The sequence below is a fragment of the Vibrio stylophorae genome, assembly GCF_921293875.1.
Classification (GTDB): domain Bacteria; phylum Pseudomonadota; class Gammaproteobacteria; order Enterobacterales; family Vibrionaceae; genus Vibrio_A; species Vibrio_A stylophorae.
Window position 1 is genome coordinate 1,336,252 of record NZ_CAKLDI010000001.1, and the last position, 19,460, is coordinate 1,355,711.

The window sequence follows — 19,460 nt, forward strand, 5'->3', positions numbered from 1 at the left end:
AAACAAAAAAAAGACAATTTAGGGGCCAACCTAAATTGTCTATCTACACAAGAGTATAGGGGGATGTATTTCAAAGCCGCTTGAAAGCCACTTTGTAAATCTGTATCAATGACCACCCTAAATGGTGGACATTGATTGATTAAGCAATATTTGCGATTGCTGCGTTCACCATCACTAGACCGGTGAAAACGCCAACAAGGATTGCTGCAGATAGAAGCTCAACAGAGACTTGCTTGATTAGTTGACGCATAGTATTTCCTTATTTTTCCGTTAAATCGAAAATAAACTTTTACTAAAAATGACGGCTGAAATAACCAAAACCACAAAGCTCAATGACAGTAGCTCTTTTAGTGTGCTCTTCACTTTCGCTGACATATTACCTTCCTAGCTACTGACTTAGTTTGGTCATTTACTGCCTGATTTGGTGACCAACGACTTCGTCTTCTTTTCTGTTCATCTCCAAACCATGGCTGTATTTTTAAACAAACCTTGAACTCGGTCAACCTTTTTTGTAGCTAAATTACGAAAGATTATGAATGGAATGTGTGTGATCTAGAACACATAAGGCTTGCAGACTGGTATGACCAGATAAATTTTTGTTAACCAAGTCAAACTTTTTCGCTTTTTAAGTGTGACGTAGATCCGTATAGACTGTTTTATCAGCACGCTGTGTCAATTTTAATTAAAACAAATGTAATTTTATTACGATTTTTGACGTTTTTTCTGACGGTTTTATGTCAGTTGGGGGGTGTATGAATTTTTAGGGTTGTGAAGTGAGCAAACAGGTCAGTGTCAGCAGATTCGGACAGACCGTTTTATCGGCTGAATATTGTCGGGATTTGTTTCTCTTTGTACTATTCAAGCCGACAAAGGAGCGTTGATGGCCACTTTATATTATTTTCACGATCCCATGTGTAGTTGGTGCTGGGGATTGAAACCACAATTGGAAATTTTGCGTTCGCAATTACCGACGCAGGTATCTTTTGTTTCTGTATTGGCCGGACTTGCGCAAGACACAGATGAGCCAATGGCAAAATCCATGGCTGAGCAGATTGAGCAAATCTGGCGAAAAATTGAAGGTGAGCTTGGCCGCCCCTTTAATTTTGATTTTTGGCGTGAATGCAAGCCAAAGCGCTCAACACATATTGCTTGTCGCGCTGTGATTGCTGCTGCGGTACAAGAGAAAGAACAAGCCATGATCGATGCGATTCAGCAGGCTTATTATCTTAAAGCGCAAAATCCCAGTGAGCTCAGTACGCTTTTAGCATGCGCGCAGGCGATTGATTTGGATGTGGCCTTATTTGAATCGCATATGGCCGATCCTTACTTGCAGACGTTATTAGCGCAAGAGATTGCGTTTTTTCAGCAGTATGGTGGTGGTAAAGGGATGCCTGCTTTGGCGCTCGCGCATCAAGGAGAAGTCTTTCCTATTCAACTGGATTATCACAACAGTCGTGCGATGCTGACGCAGATCGACATTATTTTAGAACAGAAGTAAGGGCAGATTCGCCATGATAAATCGAAATTTTGGGTGTGCAATGAAACGTATTGGTGTGAGTTGTCTTGTGATGTTTACTTCATTGTGGGTGGCGCCAAGTGTCTCTGCGGCAAGCTATGGCGAACAATTAGGGCAGTGCTTGTCGGCGCAAACAACGGTGCAAGATAAAACCTTGATGGCGCAGTGGGCCTTTGTGTTGATGGGGCAGCATCCCGCATTAGCAGGCTATAGTAAGGCGACACCTTCGCAGCTTCAGCGGCTAAATCAGCAAGTGGTTCAGTTGGTCATGGATCTCACGGTGAAACGTTGTAGTGAGCAAACCATGCGAGCCATTCAGCATGAAGGTCGACAAGGCCTTGAACAAGGTTTTCAAGTGATGGGCTCTGACGCACTGCAAACTTTAGGACAGGCACCGGCGATGCAAAAACAGCTGGCAGCGTTGCAACAACAAATTAATGTCGGGCAATTGATGCAGCAATTGTTGATGCAAGCGCGCTGATTCATGCGAATAATAATTTCAAGGGTCATAATGAGATCAAAAAAGCGAGCATGAAGCTCGCTTTTTTGATGCGTGATGACTGTTATTCTACCGGTTCAAAACGGATAAATTCACCGACGTTAACCACATTGCCATCTTCAAATCGGGTGATTTCGCCGTTAGGACAGACGGTGAGACGCGAAGTGCGAACTGACTCGTTGTAATAATGCTCACACTCACCATTTCGCGCGCTATCAATGCGTGAAAAAATCAGCATGCCTTGATTAGCAAATAAAACGCTGTCTTCAAAAAAAGTCAGCGTGCTGCCAGAAGGTGAAACCAAAAGCTCTTGTTCAATGCCATTGGCCCAAATGATCAAACCATTGGTCTTCATGTTGGCAATGTTGGCCGGTTGAATGCCCGAATGTTGACTCACACAAGCAGTCAAACCAAGTAGGCTCAAACTCATCAGCAGTACACGCATTTGTTTCATTGACATCACTTCATATTTTCAAGACTGTCATTAGTATAATGCGCGCTGTTTAGCGCAACAATCACTGGCCATGTTTTTTGTTAGTTGTGACCATATTTCGCAAGCATTTATATTGCTCGTATAGCAAGCCATCTCGTAAGGCATAAAGACAGTCTCAATCGAATGGTGAGCAATTGGTCGCGATGTGATATGGGTAGAATGACAGAGGCAGATCTTGAGCCAAGCACATGCTATGCTGCCTTAAATTTTTGATAGTGAAGATTCCCATGAGCTTGAAGTTTAAAATTATTCCGGTGACTGCTTTTCAGCAAAACTGCTCTTTAGTGTGGTGTGATGAAACCATGAAAGGGGTGGTGATTGATCCAGGTGGTGACTGTAAAACGATTTTGTCTGTGATTGCAGAAAAGCAAGTGGATGTGACTGCAGTGGTGTTGACCCATGGTCACCTTGATCATGTCGGTGGCAGTGTTGAGTTAGCAAAGGCGTTGAATGTTTCAATCTTGGGCCCGCATCAAGAAGACCGTTTTTGGTTGGAAAACCTGCCAGAACAAAGCCAGATGTTTGGTTTTGCTCATACTGAGGCATTTGAGCCTGCACGTTGGCTTGAAGAGGGCGATGTGATTGAGTTTGGCCAAAGCCATTTAACAGTGCTTCATACGCCAGGCCACACGCCAGGGCATGTTACTTTGGTCAATGAAGATGCCAAAGTCGCTTTTGTTGGCGATGTGCTATTTAACGGCAGTATCGGTCGTACTGATTTTCCAAAAGGTGATCATGCGACTTTGATTCAAGCGATCAAAACCAAATTATGGCCGCTTGGCAATGAGGTAACCTTTGTGCCAGGACACGGTCCAACCTCAACCTTTGGTTATGAGCGTCGTACCAACCCATTTGTTGCAGATGAAATGCCGCTCTATTAAGCGATAGAATTTGTCTGCGTGAGAAAGCGGCTCAGGCCGCTTTTTTTATGCCAACAAAATGAGCAATTTTGCAGCGTTGCGCGTGAATCTATGAGCCGACGCGTAAAAGTCACGGATAGGCATTGGCGCAGCAAGCTGAAATCTAGATACTTGGGGCCTGCTTAAACCGATTGATTGCAGGTTGTTTGCACAATTGCGCATAAAAAGCGCGTTTTTTTTCGCAAAAAACCTAGTTTTTTCGATGTTGTGTTTAGCTCGCTACAAAAGCCCTCATTTTTTTGGTATAAAACGCGCTGATTTTGATTATCGGCCTTCTTGAGGCGAGAAAAGTTGTAACTGAATAGGAAAGTTCATGAGAATTTCGCATAAACGTAAAATCCAGTCGAAGCTTAATAAGCGTAATAAAGCAACCCTAAGTGCTGTGGTTGTCACCGCTGCCCAAGAAGCCCCGAAGAAAAAGCCAGTGGCAAAAGCTGCGCCAAAAGCGGAAGTGAAAGCGGCACCAAAAGCTGCAGCCGTTCAAGTTGAAGCAAAAGCTGTAGTTGCGGATATCAACCTTACGCCAAAGCAGCAGCAGGTTCTTGATATTGTTCAAGCGAACCCAGAAGGGATTAACCCGAAAGGCATTGGTTTGGCAGCGGGTCAAGAAGATGGCAAAGCAGCAGCTTGGGCAACCAGCGCGCTGAAGAAACTTGCTGAAGAAGGTTTAGTGGAGCGTGTGCAGCTTGCAGGAAACAAAGTAAGCTACAAGCCTGCGGCATAAGCCTCAAATCTCATATTGTGTTGAAAAGCCCGTGCACTGCACGGGCTTTTTCTTTGCTTTACAGTTGGATAGCCGATAACCACTGTCTCGTCATTGTAAAAATTGTGAGACATTGCTCACACTTACTTTTTCCTTTTTTACTTCTTTTCTATGCTTACTTCGAAGCCAATAAAAAAAGACTATCTGGCTCAGGTCAGCAAAAGGAGAGAGGGGTTATGGTAAGTGCCAAAGAGTTTGCGCAGTGGCTAAGGCATCGCTTCCACAGCGCGGGAGCAGGGGTTTACTTAACACGAGCAGACATTAACCAATTGACAGGACGACAAAGTTTTAATGTCAATTATATCCACGATATTCATCATGAATTAATGCAAGATGGCATCGCGTTTGTCACCGACACCAGTCGAGAGCTTTTCTATCTAGTGCCTATTTCACGTTCTTACTGGCGCGATGAGCTTGAGCAACAATTTGAACGCGAACTATTTTGCAATGTGTTACCCATTCCGACGCAAGCGGTTGGACGCTGATAAGGCGGGTAATAAAAAAGGACGCTGATGCGTCCTTTTACATATTTGCATAATGTATAGCTGGTTACGCCATATCGCTGTTGAGATCCGTGCCCACATTGATGCGACGACGTTGTTCAAAGTAGCTTTGTGTCTCTGCGATCACCACTTTACGAAGCAGTAGTAGACCAATCAAGTTTGGAATGGCCATCAAGCCGTTGACGATATCAGCCAGAATCCAAATGGTATTCAATTGCAAGAATACACCCGATGCAATCAGACCAATAAAGATCAGTTTGTATGGGAAGATGGCTTTGGTACCAAAGAGATACGCAGCGCAGCGCTCACCGTAGTAGTTCCAACCCAAAATAGTGGTAAAGGCAAAGAAAATTAAGCCTGTTGAAACTAGTTTTGGACCCCAATTTGAGCCAAGACCTGCAGCAAATGCTTGTGTCGTCATGCCTGCGCCTGCGGCATCACCGCTCCATACGCCAGTGACGACCAAAGCAAGACCTGTCATGGTACAAATGATGATGGTATCGAGGAAGGTACCGGTCATGTTGATTAGGCCCTGACGCACGCATGAGTCAGTTTTCGCCGCAGCAGCTGCAATCGGTGCACTACCCAAACCAGATTCATTTGAAAATACGCCACGTGCAACACCGGCTTGAATCGCCAACATAATCCCAGCACCGGCAAAACCACCCGCTGCGGCATGGCCTGTAAAGGCGCTGCTGATGATATTTTGCAATGCAGCTGGAACCGCTGAAGCATTAAAAATCAGTAGCATGGTACAGGTTAACACATAGCCAAGTGCCATCACTGGAACCACAGTTGATGCAACACGTGCGATGGATTTAATCCCGCCAAGTGTGACTATGGCAACCAAAGTCGTCAGAATTACTGCAGTCGCAATTTCAGGAAGATGGAAGACATTGTGCGCACTATCGACAATGGCATTTACTTGCGCGAAGGTACCGATACCAAAGAACGCAACGCCGATGGCGAAGAAAGCAAAGATCTTCGCTAGGAATTTGTTACCGGTTGCCGCTTCAAGGTAGTGCATTGGACCGCCGTTGATCTGGCCATTGGCATCAATCTTACGGTATTTCACTGCCAGCAAGCACTCTGCATATTTGGTCACCATCCCAAAGAGGGCTGCCATCCACATCCAAAAGAGTGCGCCTGGACCGCCTAGTTTGATGGCCGTTGCAACACCAACGATGTTACCCGTACCAATGGTTGCAGAGAGCGCAGTACAAAGTGCAGAGAAGCTAGAAACGTCACCCGTTTTTGGGTTTGGATCTTTCTTAAATACCAATGCAAGGGCATAAGGGAGATAACGAAACTGAAGTAAGCTCAAACGGAAGGTAAAGTAAACGCCCGTACCAACCAGTAGGATTAGTAGCGGTGGACCCCAAACAAAGCCATTGATTTGATTCAAAATGGTTTCAGTGTTGCTGGGTTGTGTCGCGACTTGAATTGCCGCTTCGGTTGCAGCATCCGCTGCCGTGGTGATGGTGGTCATGATTTCCCCTTTCATAAACAACAAAAAAGGAGAAGAGTCGACCCATGCTTCAAGATCAGGTGCGCAAAATTAATAGCAGATGTTCATATACATGTGTCTTCTCCTCTGTCCTTTTGCCTGAGAGTTTCCCTAACCATGGTATACATGCGTTAAGTTGCTCCTTCGGCGTCCGATTTAACGGATCTCTCCAGAGGTTCCTCCAACTACAGTCCTCGCCTAAATAGGCACCTGAAAGATTTACTTCTTCGGCGGATAGCGATGCTATCTCTCTCCAGCAGTCTTCAACGGAACGAACCAAGATACAGCAGCGCAAGTGGCTGGTATCGAGTGATGTGAAATTTATCATGTTTTTTCGATAAATCAATAGAATTACCGTGCTATTACGCACATTCTATGCTTCATCTCGTTACATTGTTGGTGATTTGTTTGGTGATGGTTTCTTTTTTGTAGGTAATCACCATCGCTTAGATGCGTAGCTGCGATGGCGGAATGACTGAAATGACATAGGCTTAGAGTAATGATGGAGGTGAGTCTCTATGCAACAAGCCATATTATTAGTCGATGACACGGCATCTGCGCTGGCACTTTTTTCTGCGCGTCTTAAAAAAGCGGGTTTTCAGGTTTATCGCGCGCAAAGCGCAGCGCAAGGATTAGCGCTTCTCAATCAACATCCAGATATTTGTATGGTGGTCAGTGATTGGCATATGCCAGATTGTAGTGGCCCACAGTTTTGCCAAATGCTTAAGCGCGATCACGAACGTCATCTCAGCGAGCCTCGTTATCTGTTTTTTATTCTGCTCTCTGCAATTGAAGAGAGTGGGGTGATTGCCCAAGGGATTGCAGCGGGCGCTGATGATTTTATCGCCAAAACCGCGACTAACGATGAGTTGGTTGCGCGCATTTCAGCGGGATTTCGGACGCTGTCACTACATTATCAACTCGCGCAGCAAAATCAGCAGCTGCAGCAAGCCTATGATGCGCTCTCCAATCAGCTCCATTTTGCCGCCAAGCTTCAGCATAATTTGTTGCCTGCTGAGCAGGTGCTTGATGCGCCGGTGCAATTTGATGGACTCTATCAGCCAGCAGAGCAGCTAGGCGGTGATATGTATGGGGTGCGAGATCACGGGGAGGTTACCAGTTTTTTTCTACTGGATATCGCAGGACATGGCGTCCCTTCAGCGTTATTGACCTTTGCTGTGGTGAATGCCATTGATGATATTGAGCGCCAGCTATTTTCATCAATGCCTGAATGTTGGCGCGATATTGCCGCGCAACTGGTGACGCAACTGAATGAACAGTTTTTGATGGAAGATATGCTAGGTCGCTATTTCACCATGATTTACGGCCTGATTGAGCATCGAAGTGGTCAGCTCATTTGGGTTAATGCAGGGCATCCGGCGCCGCTTCGAATTGCACCCGCGGGCGATAAGTGGCAGCAATTAGAGGGACAGCAACCGGCAGTTGGATTTATTGAAAATTATCGCTATGAGGCGCAGGAGACAGCGCTTCATGTGGGCGAGCGTCTATTTTGTTTTTCAGATGGTGTGATTGAGGCGAAAAATCAGCAAGGGGAGCAGTGGCAATTGGCTCACTTACAGCAGTGCATTCAGAAAAGTTATGCACCGGAGTTATTCGCTCGCATTCAAGCGGATTTGCAGCGTTGGAAAACTGGCGATGTGCCAGATGATGATATCACTTTGCTTCAGCTGACTTGGCAAGGTGATTGCGCGGCATCCGAATCGTCTACATTTTATCGTTATCAAACAGTAACCTATGACATAGTGCGTCATTTGCGTCATGCCTTTTCTGATTTTTTAATCTCAACCCTTGCTGCGCACCACGCAGAAATCACATCGACTCGACTGCAAGCGATTTTGCTGGTGCTGACCGAGGCAATGAACAATGTGGTGGAGCACGCCTATGAGGAGCGCTTAGGACCAATGAGTGTGATGGCTAAATGGCAACCGAGTGGCAGCGCCGAGCAAGAGATGCTCATGGTTGAAATTTGTGATTGGGGAAAAACGCGAACCACCCATGCGACAGAGCAAGATTTAGCATTGGATGCCACCAGCGGACGCGGCCTGAATATTATGGCGCAGCTTTCAAATTTTTTACGTTACGAGAGGCTCGCAGAGAAAAACTGTTTGCAGTTGGGATTCGAATTGTCGCGCTTGCCCGCGCACTCGCTGTTGGACGAAACGTGATTTATCTACTGAGCTGCCCATTGAACTAACCGATTACCGAAAGAGCGGATGAGTGCGAATGAGCTAACTGCGAACCTGTTATGGATAAAAGAAAAGCCACGCAAGCGTGGCTTTGTTTTAGGAACAAAAGGACGAAAATTAATAAACGCCCTGTGCAAGCATGGCGGTTGCAACTTTCACGAAGCCTGCGATATTCGCGCCGCGCTCGTAGTTGACCCAACCATCATCGATGCCATAACGCTCGCACTCGTCATGGATCTCTTGCATGATCGCTTTCAGTTTGTTGTCCACTTCTTCCGCAGTCCAGCTAAAGCGGATTGCGTTTTGGCTCATCTCTAGGCCTGAAGTTGCAACACCACCTGCGTTAGATGCTTTACCTGGGGCATAGTGCACTTTGGCAGCGTGGAACTGTTTAATTGCGTCAGCTGTGCTTGGCATGTTTGCGCCTTCAGCTACAAGCTGAACACCATTGCGAATCAATAGCGCAGCGTCGTCGCCGTTCAATTCGTTTTGTGTTGCACATGGTAGCGCAACTTCCATTGCGAATTGCCATGGTTTTGCACCAGCAACATAAGTCAGGTTCATTGCTTTTGCATAATCTTCAACGCGGCCTTGCTCAACGTTCTTGATGTGCATCAGTGCAGCAAGTTTTTCTTGTGTGAAGCCTTCAGCGTCATACACAGTACCTGCAGAGTCAGAAGCAGTGACAACTTTCGCACCCATCTGCATCGCTTTTTCAATCGCGTACTGAGCAACGTTACCTGAGCCAGACACACCGACAGTCATGCCTTCAAGGGTCTTGCCTTGGCGCTTCAACATCGCTTCAACGAAGTAAAGTAGGCCATAACCAGTCGCTTCTGGACGAATCAAGCTGCCACCAAAAGTCAAACCTTTACCAGTGAATACGCAGTCCGCTTTGTTGCTCAGCTTTTTCATCATACCGGTCATATAGCCCACTTCACGTGCACCAACGCCGATATCGCCTGCAGGAACGTCAGTATCAGAACCAACGTGACGGTGTAACTCAAGCATCAATGCTTGACAGAAACGCATCACTTCTTGATCTGACTTACCCTTAGGATCGAAGTCACTACCGCCTTTACCGCCGCCCATTGGTAGCGTGGTTAATGCGTTTTTGAAAGTTTGTTCGAAGGCGAGGAATTTAAGAACGGATTGGTTAACTGAAGGGTGGAAGCGCATGCCGCCTTTGTATGGACCGATGGCTGAACTGTGTTGAATACGGAATGCACGGTTCACTTGAACTTTGCCTTCATCGTTGACCCAACTAACGCGGAATTGAATCAAACGCTCGGCTTCAATGAGTCGGTCGAGAAGGCCGGTGGTGCGATACTGCGGATTCTCCATCAAGAAAGGCCAAATCGCGTGGAGTACTTCTTCAACCGCTTGAATGAATTCTGGTTGGTTAGGGTTTTTTTTTGCCACGGAGTCGAGGTATTCGGGCAAAGAATTGATTAATGACATGACAGGTTCCTTTACATCATGTGGCATTGCGCCAAGGGTGCGAAAAGACGCGTATTAAAATTCTAAGCATTTGTCTCACAAATTAGCAGCCCGAACAACTAGCTTTTTTAAAACTTATAGTTCAATTGTCTACTTCTGGGTGTTTATCCAGCATTTGTCAAATGCCTATCCCTGTTCAATGGGTAGCTGAACAAGCATTGACTATGCAGAGTGGATGCTTTTCTGACAATTTGCGTTTCTTATGGTTTCAATAAAAAACGCTGACCGAAGTCAGCGTTTGTTGATTAAATGGCCGAATATATTAAATATTTTCTATTAAACCGTCGCATTCACTAGCTTTTTTTTCTTTAGCATTGCAAAGCGATAGGCGGCTGGAACAAAGAAAAATGACAAAATCGTGGTGAAAACGGTCCCGCCGGCGATGGCTACTGCAAATGGCGGCCAAAAACCACCACCAGCGAGGATTAAGGGAAGGAAACCACCCACTGTGGTAATGGTGGTGGAACTAATATGACGCGTGCAACTCATCACGCAGTCGATCACCGCATGGTGATCGCCTTGCTGGGCGGCTGGGCAGGTTTGTAGCTCAGCCAAGATGACAATGGCTGAGTTAATAGCAAGTCCCATCAATCCCAATAAACCAATGAGCACGGTAAAGCCAAAGGGATATTGGAACAGCCAAACCGAAAGAATGCCAAGTCCTGCCGCTTGTCCGCCCACCATAAAGATGATGGTGGAGAGACGAAAAGAGTTAAAGGAGAGCACCACGACTAAGATCAGTAGCGCGATCACCAAGGCTAAATTGGCCATCAGCTGTTTGACTGAATCATTGCGCTCCTGTGACTCGCCACCAAATTCTAAACGGTAGCCATCGGGTAGCATCAATGGATGCGTCGCTAAATTGGCTTGCAGCTGATTTAGGATCGTTTGCGGTAGCACATCGGCCTCAATATAACCTTCAATGACGTTGACGCGGCTGCCATTTCGACGCGGGATTGCGCCGCGACTTGGCGTCACCGAAAGATCGGCCAAAGCATCTACAGAAAGTCCAAGCGTGCCATGACCTGTGGGCAGCGGCATATTGGCTAAATCACTGAGCTGGTGGCGTTGTTCATTGCCAACACGCACACGAATTGGAATGAGCTCCGTTTGCTCAATAATATTGCCGTTTAGCTCACCACTTAATGTCGCGTGTAAAATTTGCGATAGCGGTGTGAGCGCCCAGCCGCTCACTTGGCTGGCTTCTTCATTCACATCAATCCAAATTTTTGGTACCCCAGGGGCGAGTGTGGCACGGGTATGCATCACATGCTCAATGCGACTCATGCGAAGGCGTAACTCATCGCCAATTTGACGCAAGGTATCGAGGTCATTACCAAGCACGCGCACTTCAATCGGCGCATTGTATGGCGGGCCTTGATTGAGTTTGCGGACTAAGGACTGCACGCCAGGAAGTCGGCTATCCAGCGCTTGTTGTAATTTCGGAATCATGTCATTGGCGCCATCCACATCCGTGGTTTTTACCATGGCTTGGGCAAAATAGACGGAGCCATCATCACCACCAATCTGGTTGTAGTAAAAGGACGGTGCATTATTACCGGCCATCCAGCTGACTTGTTCAAGCGCATCAAATTCACTAAGAATGGTATTGGCCTGATGAATCATCTCAGTGGTGGCATAAATATTGGCCTGCGGTGGCAGATAGAGGCGCACCTCAAACATGTCACGATCGGCTGGCGGGAAGAATTGTTCAGTCAGCTGTGAGGCGCTCCAAAATCCAGCGACAGGTAAAATTGAGACCAATACGATGGTGAGAGCAGGATGACGCGTTGCCCAATAGAGTGCTTGGCGAAAATGCGCTGTCAGCCAAGGCCATTGAATACCGCGATGGTACCAATCATTGAGCTCAGTTTTACCCAACAAACGTCCCGCGACACCCGCCACAATGGTATGTGAAATTAGGTAGGAGCCTACCAAAGAAAAACTCACGGTAATTGCAATGGCGGCTACAAATTCACCCGCAGAACCCGGCATCAAGAAGATGGGCGCAAAAGAGAGCACCGTGGTAAGCGTTGAGCCTAGCAGCGGTAACCAGAGGTGTTGAATGGCTTTATACGCGGCCTCAATGGGACGATCGCCCTGACGACGATGATTTTGGATGGTATCCACCATCACAATCGCGTTATCCACCATGATCCCTAGCGCCACAATCAATCCCGTCACTGACATTTGATCGATGGGAAGATGGGTAAATTTCATCATCGCTAGCGTAAAGGCGCAGGTCAGCGGCAAGGAGGCGGCAACGATCAATGCGGCGCGAAAACCTAAAGTAAGCAGTAAAATTGCAATAATCAGTAGCATACCAAAGAGCAAATTTTGCACGAGTTCGTGGAGACGAATTTGGGTATAGCCTTCTTGCTCAAAGAGGATTTGTAGCTCGATATTTTCCGGTAGCTGGCTTGCAAAGCTGTCTAGCTGCGCGCGAATATTCTCACTCCAGCGATCGACGCGAAGATTGGGCTGCATGCGTGCACCAATGAGTACCGCAGGGGCATCGCCTATATAGGCAAGCTCATCCGGTGGGTTTTTCGCACTGCGCGACACCGTGGCGATATCTTCGATGCGAAGCACATGGCCTGAGTCCAGTACGGTGATTGGTATGCGTTTAATTCGGTCGATGGAATCGATGCTATTGGCCATCTCCAATTGAAAACGATTTTGTCCACTGAGCAGTTCACCTGCGGTGAGTTTGGCATCGGCATAACCGATATTTTGGCTCATCGATAATGCGGACTGTCCAAGGCTTGCGAGCAGCGCAGGATCAATCTGTACCAGAATTTCTTCGTCTGGAATGCCATATTGGTCGACAAATTCTGTGCCTGAGCTAATGCGCAGCTGCTTGGCGAGCTCTTGTCCATAGCGCCCAAGGGTCAGCAGATTGATTGGGCTGTCACCGCGCCATTTTAAGGCCACAATCGTGGTATAGGGAAAGGAGTGATCTTTATCGACGCGCGGTGGTAGGGAGCCTTCAGGTAGCGTGGGGGCGACATCGGCCACTTGGTCACGAATATCGGCCCAAACTTCGTCTGTGTTGGTGATATTCTCTTGTAGTTTTAGACTCACCACGGCAATGCCGGGTTTGGAGATTGAGTTAATTTCACGGATTTCAGCAATTTGACGTAGGCTATTTTCTACTTTTTCAGTCACTAGCGCCTCGACACGCTCGGCGCTATTGCCGGGAAACCCCACGATCACGCTTCCCCAGCGATTATGAAAGCGGGGATCTTCTGCGCGCGGTAGTGCGCTGATTGCTGATAAACCTGCTACGACGATAAAGCCAATCATCAAAATCAGCAGGCGTGTATTACTCAAAATGGCACGCATCTATTTGCTCTCCTGCACAAGACGAACCAACTGCCCTGGGACCACACGGTGTAAGCCGGTGTCTATGAGTTTTTCTTGGTGATGCACCGCGCCTTGAACAAAGGCCAGTTCATCTTTCATATAAATAAGCTCTACTGAGCGTCGAACCACCTCGTAGTCATCGCCACTTGGGTTGAGTGCATAAACATTCCAGACGCCGCGCATACCATCGGTGAGTGCGGTCATCGGGATCCAGAAACCCTCGCTTTGATGGCGCTGCTGAAGTTGTAAGTAGGCAAGTTCCCCACGCATTAGTGAGGCGTCCGCAGGTAGGGTAAAACGCAGCATCACAGTGTGGGACTGGGCATTCACCTCAGCACCTGGGTTGATCAATTTGCCTTGATAAATGGTGTCGCCAACACGGATTGGCCATTGTTGCTGCTGTTGAATTTCGGCCAGATGTTTCATGGGAATCCCAATCTGCGCTTCACGTTGCTGTTGTGCGAGTAAAGAAAAACTGGCTTGGCCGGTATTAATAACATCACCGACGGAGACAAAGCGCTGAGCAATAACGCCATCATAAGGTGCTTTTAAGGTCGATTTTTCCTGTTGTAGCTGGTTGGCCTCAAAGGCGGCAGCAACCTGTTGTAGGTTGGCATTCAGACTATTGAGTTCACTGACCAGTACATCTAAGTCTACCTCTGCGGCAAAGCCTTTTTTCTTGAGTGCTTGCTGACGTTTGAGGTTGGCGCGGGTGAGTTTGCGCTGCGCCAAAAGTTGTTGGCGCTGGGCACTGAGTTCATGTCCCGCACTTTGTAAAAGTGCGGTATCTAGCGTGAGGAGAGGTTGGCCTTTGGTGACGGTGTCACCAATGTCTACATGGATAGCATTCACCTTACCGCCAAGCTCGGCACCTAATTGTGCTTGCTGATTACTTTGAATGCGCCCAACGTACTCTCGCTTGGCAAAATAATGATCGCTCGCCTCAAGTTGAAGGTGGCTTACAAATAGAGGTTGGGGTGTTTCGAGTTGTTTGGTGCCTTCGCTGTTACAGCCAGTGATCCATAAACTCACGCCAACGACTGGCGCTAACATCCATGGGCGTAAATTAAATCGTTTCATCAGCAACTTCCTTAGCAGATAAAATGGACTCTTCAGTCTAGTTGATTTTTCAACCATATCGCAGGTAGACTGGACTGTCTAGTTTGGTTTGTTTTGCTACGGAATATCACAATGGAAAGATCGAGGTCCTCGACAAAACGCGCGCAAATTTTGCAAGCGGCGCATCAACTCTTTTTTGAAAATGGCTTTCAAGTCTCCATGGAGGTGATCGCGCAGCAGGCGAATGTGTCGAAGCAAACCGTCTATAGTCACTTCAAAACCAAAGATGAGCTCTTTCGAATCTGCATGGAGGAAGGGTGTGAGTTTTTGTCTAATGCCAAGGTGGTGCTTGACCCTGATTTGCCTATCGAAGAGGTGCTTTACGCCTATAGCTGGCAATTTAATCAAATGTTGTTGCAGCCTGAGGTACAGGCGACTTATTACAATGCGATTAGCCAAACACCCACTTATCCAGAGCTCGGTGCGCTCTTGGTTGAGCAAGGACCGCAGCGACACTTGAATCAGTTGATTGAGTTTCTAAAAATTCATGAAGCCAAGCAGGGGTATCCTTTTCCTGAGACGATTCATCACCTAGCGACTCAATTTTTGTTGATGTGTCACGGACAATCTGTGTATTGGCAATGGCTTGGTGTGAAGGATCATGAAACAGAGGCGATGCGCCAAGATTATGCGCGGTCCTGTGTGCGCTCCTTTATACGCTCATTAGGTGTTCATGAGTGCCGCCAATAAAAATAAAGCCAAGCATCACGCTTGGCTTTTTCTTTGAGGTTGATGATAACTTTTAGTCTTTATGGTGGAGCCGTTTCGGAGCCTGTGCACCTGAAACTGGGCGATTGACTGAGATTTGCTGGCCTTTTTTCATACCGACTTCGTAGTCTTGCGTCATTTCAGCTAAGGCTTCGCGCATTTGCTGCTTAAAGGTTTCGCGGTCGATATTGGCAAATTGCTTGTCGATGTAATCGCTGATTTTTTGCTGACTTTCATCGTCTGCAGTCAAGATAGGTAATTTTTCTAAGGCACCTTCAATCCAGCCGCGACTAAAAGAGTTAACGCGGCGTGTGACGGTAAGGTTATCGGTACCTGAACCGGCAAAGCTATTGCGAAATTGGCCAATGCATTGATTCATTTCACGGTAGACCACATCAAAGGCAAAAGCGGCAAAGATGGCACGCTCAGCTGCGCCGATAAACTCTACGCGTTTTAAACCTTTATGGTTGGTGAGTACCGCTTCAACACCAAAGCGAGTATTGATTCCGCGAATCACTTTGAGAATATTTGAGCCGATATCACTAGGGAGTAGGGATTCAGAGATCGTCTTCCCAAGCTTGATAAATTCAATATCATCTTTATCTAAGCCATATTTCAGCATTAAGCGATGGGCCATTTTGATCGCTTGCGCGGCTTCATTCACATTTGCTGAGTTGCCCAATTCAAGGCATTTGGCGATTTTTTTCAGGGCTTTACGACGACTATCTGACATGACTCCTCCAGATTTAGCCGTGTATTGTAATCTCTTTAGTTTAGTAAAGTGAAGCGGGATGCGTGCTGTCGCATCGTTGCAGCTTTAACATCATTCTGACACTTGGTCGATTCTGCCTTTTAGACTATGTCTGATTCTTGGAATGATATGAGGTTGACCGTGGAGTTTACAGCTCAAGATCGCGATGTGTTGTTTGATCGTTGGATGTCCTATAAATCGAAAGCTCGCATCACCCAAATTGAAATGGCGCAAAAATTAAGTATGTCACAGGCTGATTTTTCTAATGCGCTGCGTGGCAGTGAGCCGCTCGACCCAGGCTTTGTTCGAAAGTTCTGTCATTTTATGCGGTTAGAGCCGAGTGATATTTTGCCATCAATGATTGAAAAGTTACGCGAAGGGAAAATTGACCGCGTGATGCTGACCAACACCTTTATTCTGGATGGCGACATTAAGAATGTGAAAGTGGAAGGTAATAAGGTCTTTGTTGAATACGAGCGTGTGTTGTAACGCTGCACTCTATTGCTTGTGCTTGTTTGCAATGCATGGGTAGACTGAGCAAAACAAGTCAAAAATAGAGGGTGATGATGTTTACTGGGATTGTGCAAACCACCGCGAAAATTGTCGAAATTAGCGAAAAAGGTTTAGCAAGAAGGCATGTCATTCAGCTGCCAAGTCCGTGGTCTCAGGGATTAGAGATTGGCGCCTCGGTTGCGCATAATGGTTGCTGTTTAACTGTGGTGGCCATCGAGGATGAACAGATTCATTTTGACTTAATCGCTGAAACACTGGCGCGAACCAATTTAGGCACCTTGGCTGTTGGTGATGCGGTCAATATTGAGCGCGCTGCACGTTATGGCGATGAAATTGGCGGACATATGATGTCCGGACACATATTAACCACTGCGCCTGTGGTTAAGGTTGTGAATGATGGTCATCAATATCAAGTCTGGGTTGGGATTGAACCAGAAATGGCAGATTATGTGCTGGAAAAAGGCTATATCGGCATTGATGGGATCAGTCTAACCATTGGTGAAGTTAGCGAAGATTGCTTTGCGCTGAACCTGATTCCTGAAACGCTGAGTCGAACCATTATCGGTCAGCGTCAAGTGGGCGATCGCGTTAATATTGAAATTGACCCTCAGACCCAAGCCATTGTCGACACAGTTGCGCGTTATCTTGCAAAGCAGCAGGGTTAGTTTTACGCAATTTTAGCGTCCATGAATTCCAATGGTGCGTTTCAATCAAAAAGCCGCAATTGCGGCTTTTTCTATATGTGCGATGTGCATAGCCCTCATCAATGGGATAGGCTTTATAATACTCAAATAAATGAAGACAATTGAGTAGCGTGCCGATATAAAAATGGAAATGGGTTAGAGTTTCCAACGCCAGAGAAAGGAAATGATAAGCACCGTCCACCTCATGGCTCGCAGTATAATTCAGTTGGCTTAACCGAAGGTGGGCAAGAAGAGCGGTTTACGCCAAGTTTACCTTTGTCTGATCCAAATGTTACCACCACACCAGTAGAAGGATTAAAGCGAAGTGATTGAGCAGCGGAACGAACAAATACGTCGAAGAGAAGAGCAAGAATGGCTAGAGCGGTTTAAAAACGGGCAGTTGGTTGACTATCTGCAAGGCACCAATGATTACCCGTATTCCTATGCACGCAATCTTCTGGCTGATAATTATCGCTATGAACAGAATCGTCACTTTCTTATTTATAACTTTTGGTGTCTATCAAGACAATATGATTTGGATACATGCACTCTGCTAATAGAGGCATTTAGCGCACTTTATTATCGTGATAAATATGCCTTATTGGCATCAGTATGTGAGCTCACTCAGATAATTAAAACAAAATTTGAGGTGGACATTAAATATGGTGATGAGCCTCCAGTTGTTCTAATTTCACAACTCAACGAGGTTGCGGCTGATTTTTATCATAAATTGCAAAAATGCTCACGCGATGATTTTGAACTTGATGATGATTATTACGAATATATGAAAGCCCCTAAGTGGCATAGGTTTGTTGATGTTGAATTTTTCAAGTCTGAGATAGAAGAAAATATCGAATTTTTAAGAAGCCATCTGTAATAAATAATATATCAGGGTCATACTATTGTGGATACAGTCGCGCGTTATCTTGCAAAGCTGCAGGGTTAGTTTGACGCAATTTTTGCTGCCATGAATTCGAATGCCGCGTTTCAATCAAAAAGCCGCAACTGCGGCTTTTTCCATATGTGCGATGTGTTAGCGGGCTGAATTAGTGCTCGAGCGTGAGTAGCCCTTGGTTTGCCATCTGCTGATGAGTTTTTTCCAAAAAATGGCCACCAAAGAGATGGCAATGCTGAAGAAGGTGATAGAGCTGATAAAGTCCTTTTCGCTGCGCATAGCCCTCATCAATGGGATAGGCTTCATGGTAGCTTTGATAAAAGGCATCGGGGAAACGGCCGAAAAGCTCGCTCATAGCTAAATCGCACTCGCGATCGCCCCAATAAGATGCGGGATCAAAACATAATGGGCCATGTGCGCCCATGGCTGCATTGCCTTGCCATAAGTCCCCGTGCAGTAAGGATGGTTTTGGCTGATGGTTATTGAGTAGCAGTTGGCAGCGCTCAATGAGCCGATCAATATCGCCAAATACCAAACCTTTTTCTGCGCATTGCATCAGCTGCCAACCAAAGCGTTGTTCTGCAAAAAAACGGCTCCAGCGCTTTTGCCAGCGATTATTTTGCAAATTGGTGGCTAAGTAGTTGTCTTGATCAAAACCATAATGGGGCTGTTCACCCCACAGATGAAGGGCGGCAAGATTGCGGCCAAATTGCGCGGCTTGTTCTGGGCTTTGCAACGGTTTACAGGGGAGAAATTCAAGCACTAAAAAGGCATGGTGCTTGGTGGTACCAACGTGGATCACCTGTGGTACTTGTACACTTTGACTGCTGGCAAGCTGTTTTAAACTGTCAGCTTCAGCGCAAAATGCTGCCAGATGATTACGATCGTTGAACTTCACGAAAAATCGCTCGCCTTGCTCATTTTCAATCCAATGCGCTTGATGAATATCACCGCCAGTGACGGCGCCGCGCTCAGTAATGGAAAAGGGGCGTTGAAGTTGCTCGGTCAGCTGATTCTCAATCGATTGCCACATCGACATCTCCTCACTGTCTTATCGCAGTTCAAAGCGTAGCCAAAGAGTGGATGGAGTGATAGCAAAAGAGCGCATTTCTGCGCTCTTATCGTTTATTTAAAAAGGCAAATGAGGCCACTTATTGATCTCGTTTCCAAATAATATGGCAAGATTTTTCATCGCGCTCACGGCTTAATAGTAGGCGAGCAAAGACATCATCGAGCTCATCATTGGCTTCATTGACTAAGCCAATACGCACCTCTGCGTACTCTTCTTCATCGACTTCAAAGCCAGTGTGGCCGACCCAGTCTTGACCGAGAGCGACAACTTCGGCAGCGCCGCGATCGTCAAATTGCGCGGTGAATAAAATAAGATCGACGGTTTCAAGATTGTCCTGTGCCATTTCAAGAAAGATATCGTAGGCGGTATCAATTAGCTCATCGACGGATAGATATTGTTCAGTCATAGGGGCGTTCATTGCGTAAAAGAAATATTAAAACACATT

At 46.5% G+C, this 19,460-nt stretch carries 18 protein-coding genes and 2 riboswitches; of the genes, 10 read left to right on the forward strand and 8 right to left on the reverse strand.

The window, feature by feature from the left end:
- Positions 1–880 precede the first annotated feature (880 nt).
- Positions 881–1,498: a DsbA family protein gene (locus L9P36_RS06205; protein ID WP_237465815.1), complete on the forward strand. Its 618-nt coding sequence runs from the start codon at positions 881–883 to the stop codon at positions 1,496–1,498.
- A 40-nt stretch (positions 1,499–1,538) separates the two neighbouring features.
- Positions 1,539–1,997, forward strand: coding sequence for a hypothetical protein (locus tag L9P36_RS06210; protein WP_237465818.1), 459 nt, complete (start codon positions 1,539–1,541; stop codon positions 1,995–1,997).
- 82 nt (positions 1,998–2,079) lie between these two features.
- Here L9P36_RS06210 and L9P36_RS06215 read toward each other — a convergent pair whose 3' ends face one another.
- Positions 2,080–2,469, reverse strand: a complete 390-nt coding sequence (locus L9P36_RS06215) for a hypothetical protein (protein WP_237465820.1) — start codon at positions 2,467–2,469, stop codon at positions 2,080–2,082.
- A gap of 266 nt (positions 2,470–2,735) precedes the next feature.
- Here L9P36_RS06215 and L9P36_RS06220 point away from each other — a divergent pair, with 266 nt between their 5' ends.
- The 3 genes from L9P36_RS06220 (at position 2,736) to L9P36_RS06230 (ending at position 4,676) form a co-directional block, all read left to right on the forward strand.
- Complete coding sequence (locus tag L9P36_RS06220; RefSeq protein ID WP_237465822.1) at positions 2,736–3,389, forward strand: MBL fold metallo-hydrolase; 654 nt, start codon at positions 2,736–2,738, stop codon at positions 3,387–3,389.
- Between the two features lie 352 nt (positions 3,390–3,741).
- Entirely contained in the window at positions 3,742–4,152 is a 411-nt protein-coding gene (locus tag L9P36_RS06225) for a MarR family transcriptional regulator (RefSeq protein WP_237465824.1), read from the forward strand.
- A gap of 215 nt (positions 4,153–4,367) precedes the next feature.
- Positions 4,368–4,676, forward strand: coding sequence for a hypothetical protein (locus L9P36_RS06230; RefSeq protein ID WP_237465826.1), 309 nt, complete (start codon positions 4,368–4,370; stop codon positions 4,674–4,676).
- A 64-nt stretch (positions 4,677–4,740) separates the two neighbouring features.
- On the opposite strand, the gene L9P36_RS06235 is transcribed toward L9P36_RS06230, so the two are convergent.
- On the reverse strand, positions 4,741–6,183 hold the full coding sequence (locus L9P36_RS06235; protein WP_237465827.1) for an alanine/glycine:cation symporter family protein: 1,443 nt from the start codon (positions 6,181–6,183) through the stop codon (positions 4,741–4,743).
- Between the two features lie 102 nt (positions 6,184–6,285).
- A riboswitch (glycine riboswitch) is annotated at positions 6,286–6,377 on the reverse strand.
- Positions 6,378–6,379: 2 nt separating this feature from the next.
- Positions 6,380–6,468, reverse strand: a riboswitch (glycine riboswitch).
- A 251-nt stretch (positions 6,469–6,719) separates the two neighbouring features.
- Here L9P36_RS06235 and L9P36_RS06240 point away from each other — a divergent pair.
- Complete coding sequence (locus L9P36_RS06240; RefSeq protein ID WP_237465829.1) at positions 6,720–8,387, forward strand: ATP-binding SpoIIE family protein phosphatase; 1,668 nt, start codon at positions 6,720–6,722, stop codon at positions 8,385–8,387.
- A 138-nt stretch (positions 8,388–8,525) separates the two neighbouring features.
- Here the strand turns inward: L9P36_RS06240 and gdhA are convergent, their stop codons facing one another.
- The 3 genes from gdhA to L9P36_RS06255 all read right to left on the reverse strand — a co-directional run bounded on the left by gdhA (position 8,526) and on the right by L9P36_RS06255 (position 14,354).
- Positions 8,526–9,869, reverse strand: a complete 1,344-nt coding sequence (gene gdhA / locus L9P36_RS06245; protein WP_237465831.1) for an NADP-specific glutamate dehydrogenase — start codon at positions 9,867–9,869, stop codon at positions 8,526–8,528.
- Positions 9,870–10,184: 315 nt separating this feature from the next.
- Complete coding sequence (locus tag L9P36_RS06250) at positions 10,185–13,253, reverse strand: efflux RND transporter permease subunit (RefSeq protein WP_237465832.1); 3,069 nt, start codon at positions 13,251–13,253, stop codon at positions 10,185–10,187.
- Positions 13,254–14,354, reverse strand: coding sequence for an efflux RND transporter periplasmic adaptor subunit (locus L9P36_RS06255; protein ID WP_237465834.1), 1,101 nt, complete (start codon positions 14,352–14,354; stop codon positions 13,254–13,256).
- 111 nt (positions 14,355–14,465) lie between these two features.
- Between L9P36_RS06255 and L9P36_RS06260 the strand changes: the two genes are divergently transcribed.
- The gene (locus L9P36_RS06260) at positions 14,466–15,083 is read left to right on the forward strand and encodes a TetR/AcrR family transcriptional regulator (protein ID WP_237465836.1); all 618 of its coding nucleotides are present in this window, start codon (positions 14,466–14,468) and stop codon (positions 15,081–15,083) included.
- A gap of 52 nt (positions 15,084–15,135) precedes the next feature.
- Here L9P36_RS06260 and L9P36_RS06265 read toward each other — a convergent pair whose 3' ends face one another.
- Entirely contained in the window at positions 15,136–15,834 is a 699-nt protein-coding gene (locus L9P36_RS06265; protein ID WP_237465837.1) for a DUF7168 domain-containing protein, read from the reverse strand.
- Positions 15,835–15,993: 159 nt separating this feature from the next.
- Here L9P36_RS06265 and L9P36_RS06270 point away from each other — a divergent pair, with 159 nt between their 5' ends.
- The 3 genes from L9P36_RS06270 to L9P36_RS06280 all read left to right on the forward strand — a co-directional run bounded on the left by L9P36_RS06270 (position 15,994) and on the right by L9P36_RS06280 (position 17,925).
- On the forward strand, positions 15,994–16,341 hold the full coding sequence (locus L9P36_RS06270) for an XRE family transcriptional regulator (protein WP_237465839.1): 348 nt from the start codon (positions 15,994–15,996) through the stop codon (positions 16,339–16,341).
- Positions 16,342–16,418: 77 nt separating this feature from the next.
- Entirely contained in the window at positions 16,419–17,030 is a 612-nt protein-coding gene (locus tag L9P36_RS06275) for a riboflavin synthase subunit alpha (RefSeq protein ID WP_237465840.1), read from the forward strand.
- Positions 17,031–17,373: 343 nt separating this feature from the next.
- Complete coding sequence (locus L9P36_RS06280) at positions 17,374–17,925, forward strand: hypothetical protein (RefSeq protein WP_237465841.1); 552 nt, start codon at positions 17,374–17,376, stop codon at positions 17,923–17,925.
- A gap of 169 nt (positions 17,926–18,094) precedes the next feature.
- Here the strand turns inward: L9P36_RS06280 and L9P36_RS06285 are convergent, their stop codons facing one another.
- Positions 18,095–18,976 (reverse strand): fructosamine kinase family protein, encoded by an 882-nt coding sequence (locus L9P36_RS06285; protein WP_237465842.1) that lies wholly within the window; start codon positions 18,974–18,976, stop codon positions 18,095–18,097.
- A 118-nt stretch (positions 18,977–19,094) separates the two neighbouring features.
- Positions 19,095–19,421, reverse strand: a complete 327-nt coding sequence (locus L9P36_RS06290) for an HI1450 family dsDNA-mimic protein (protein ID WP_237465843.1) — start codon at positions 19,419–19,421, stop codon at positions 19,095–19,097.
- Positions 19,422–19,460: the final 39 nt, after the last annotated feature.

Excerpts from the sequence above, each read along its gene's own strand:
- L9P36_RS06205 (WP_237465815.1), top strand. The coding sequence starts at position 881 with ATGGCCACTTTATATTATTTTCACGATCCCATGTGTAGTTGGTGCTGG.
- L9P36_RS06210 (WP_237465818.1), top strand. The coding sequence starts at position 1,539 with ATGAAACGTATTGGTGTGAGTTGTCTTGTGATGTTTACTTCATTGTGG.
- L9P36_RS06215 (WP_237465820.1), bottom strand. The coding sequence starts at position 2,469 with ATGAAACAAATGCGTGTACTGCTGATGAGTTTGAGCCTACTTGGTTTG.
- L9P36_RS06220 (WP_237465822.1), top strand. The coding sequence starts at position 2,736 with ATGAGCTTGAAGTTTAAAATTATTCCGGTGACTGCTTTTCAGCAAAAC.
- L9P36_RS06225 (WP_237465824.1), top strand. The coding sequence starts at position 3,742 with ATGAGAATTTCGCATAAACGTAAAATCCAGTCGAAGCTTAATAAGCGT.
- L9P36_RS06230 (WP_237465826.1), top strand. The coding sequence starts at position 4,368 with ATGGTAAGTGCCAAAGAGTTTGCGCAGTGGCTAAGGCATCGCTTCCAC.
- L9P36_RS06235 (WP_237465827.1), bottom strand. The coding sequence starts at position 6,183 with ATGACCACCATCACCACGGCAGCGGATGCTGCAACCGAAGCGGCAATT.
- L9P36_RS06240 (WP_237465829.1), top strand. The coding sequence starts at position 6,720 with ATGCAACAAGCCATATTATTAGTCGATGACACGGCATCTGCGCTGGCA.
- gdhA (WP_237465831.1), bottom strand. The coding sequence starts at position 9,869 with ATGTCATTAATCAATTCTTTGCCCGAATACCTCGACTCCGTGGCAAAA.
- L9P36_RS06250 (WP_237465832.1), bottom strand. The coding sequence starts at position 13,253 with ATGCGTGCCATTTTGAGTAATACACGCCTGCTGATTTTGATGATTGGC.
- L9P36_RS06255 (WP_237465834.1), bottom strand. The coding sequence starts at position 14,354 with ATGAAACGATTTAATTTACGCCCATGGATGTTAGCGCCAGTCGTTGGC.
- L9P36_RS06260 (WP_237465836.1), top strand. The coding sequence starts at position 14,466 with ATGGAAAGATCGAGGTCCTCGACAAAACGCGCGCAAATTTTGCAAGCG.
- L9P36_RS06265 (WP_237465837.1), bottom strand. The coding sequence starts at position 15,834 with ATGTCAGATAGTCGTCGTAAAGCCCTGAAAAAAATCGCCAAATGCCTT.
- L9P36_RS06275 (WP_237465840.1), top strand. The coding sequence starts at position 16,419 with ATGTTTACTGGGATTGTGCAAACCACCGCGAAAATTGTCGAAATTAGC.
- L9P36_RS06285 (WP_237465842.1), bottom strand. The coding sequence starts at position 18,976 with ATGTGGCAATCGATTGAGAATCAGCTGACCGAGCAACTTCAACGCCCC.
- L9P36_RS06290 (WP_237465843.1), bottom strand. The coding sequence starts at position 19,421 with ATGACTGAACAATATCTATCCGTCGATGAGCTAATTGATACCGCCTAC.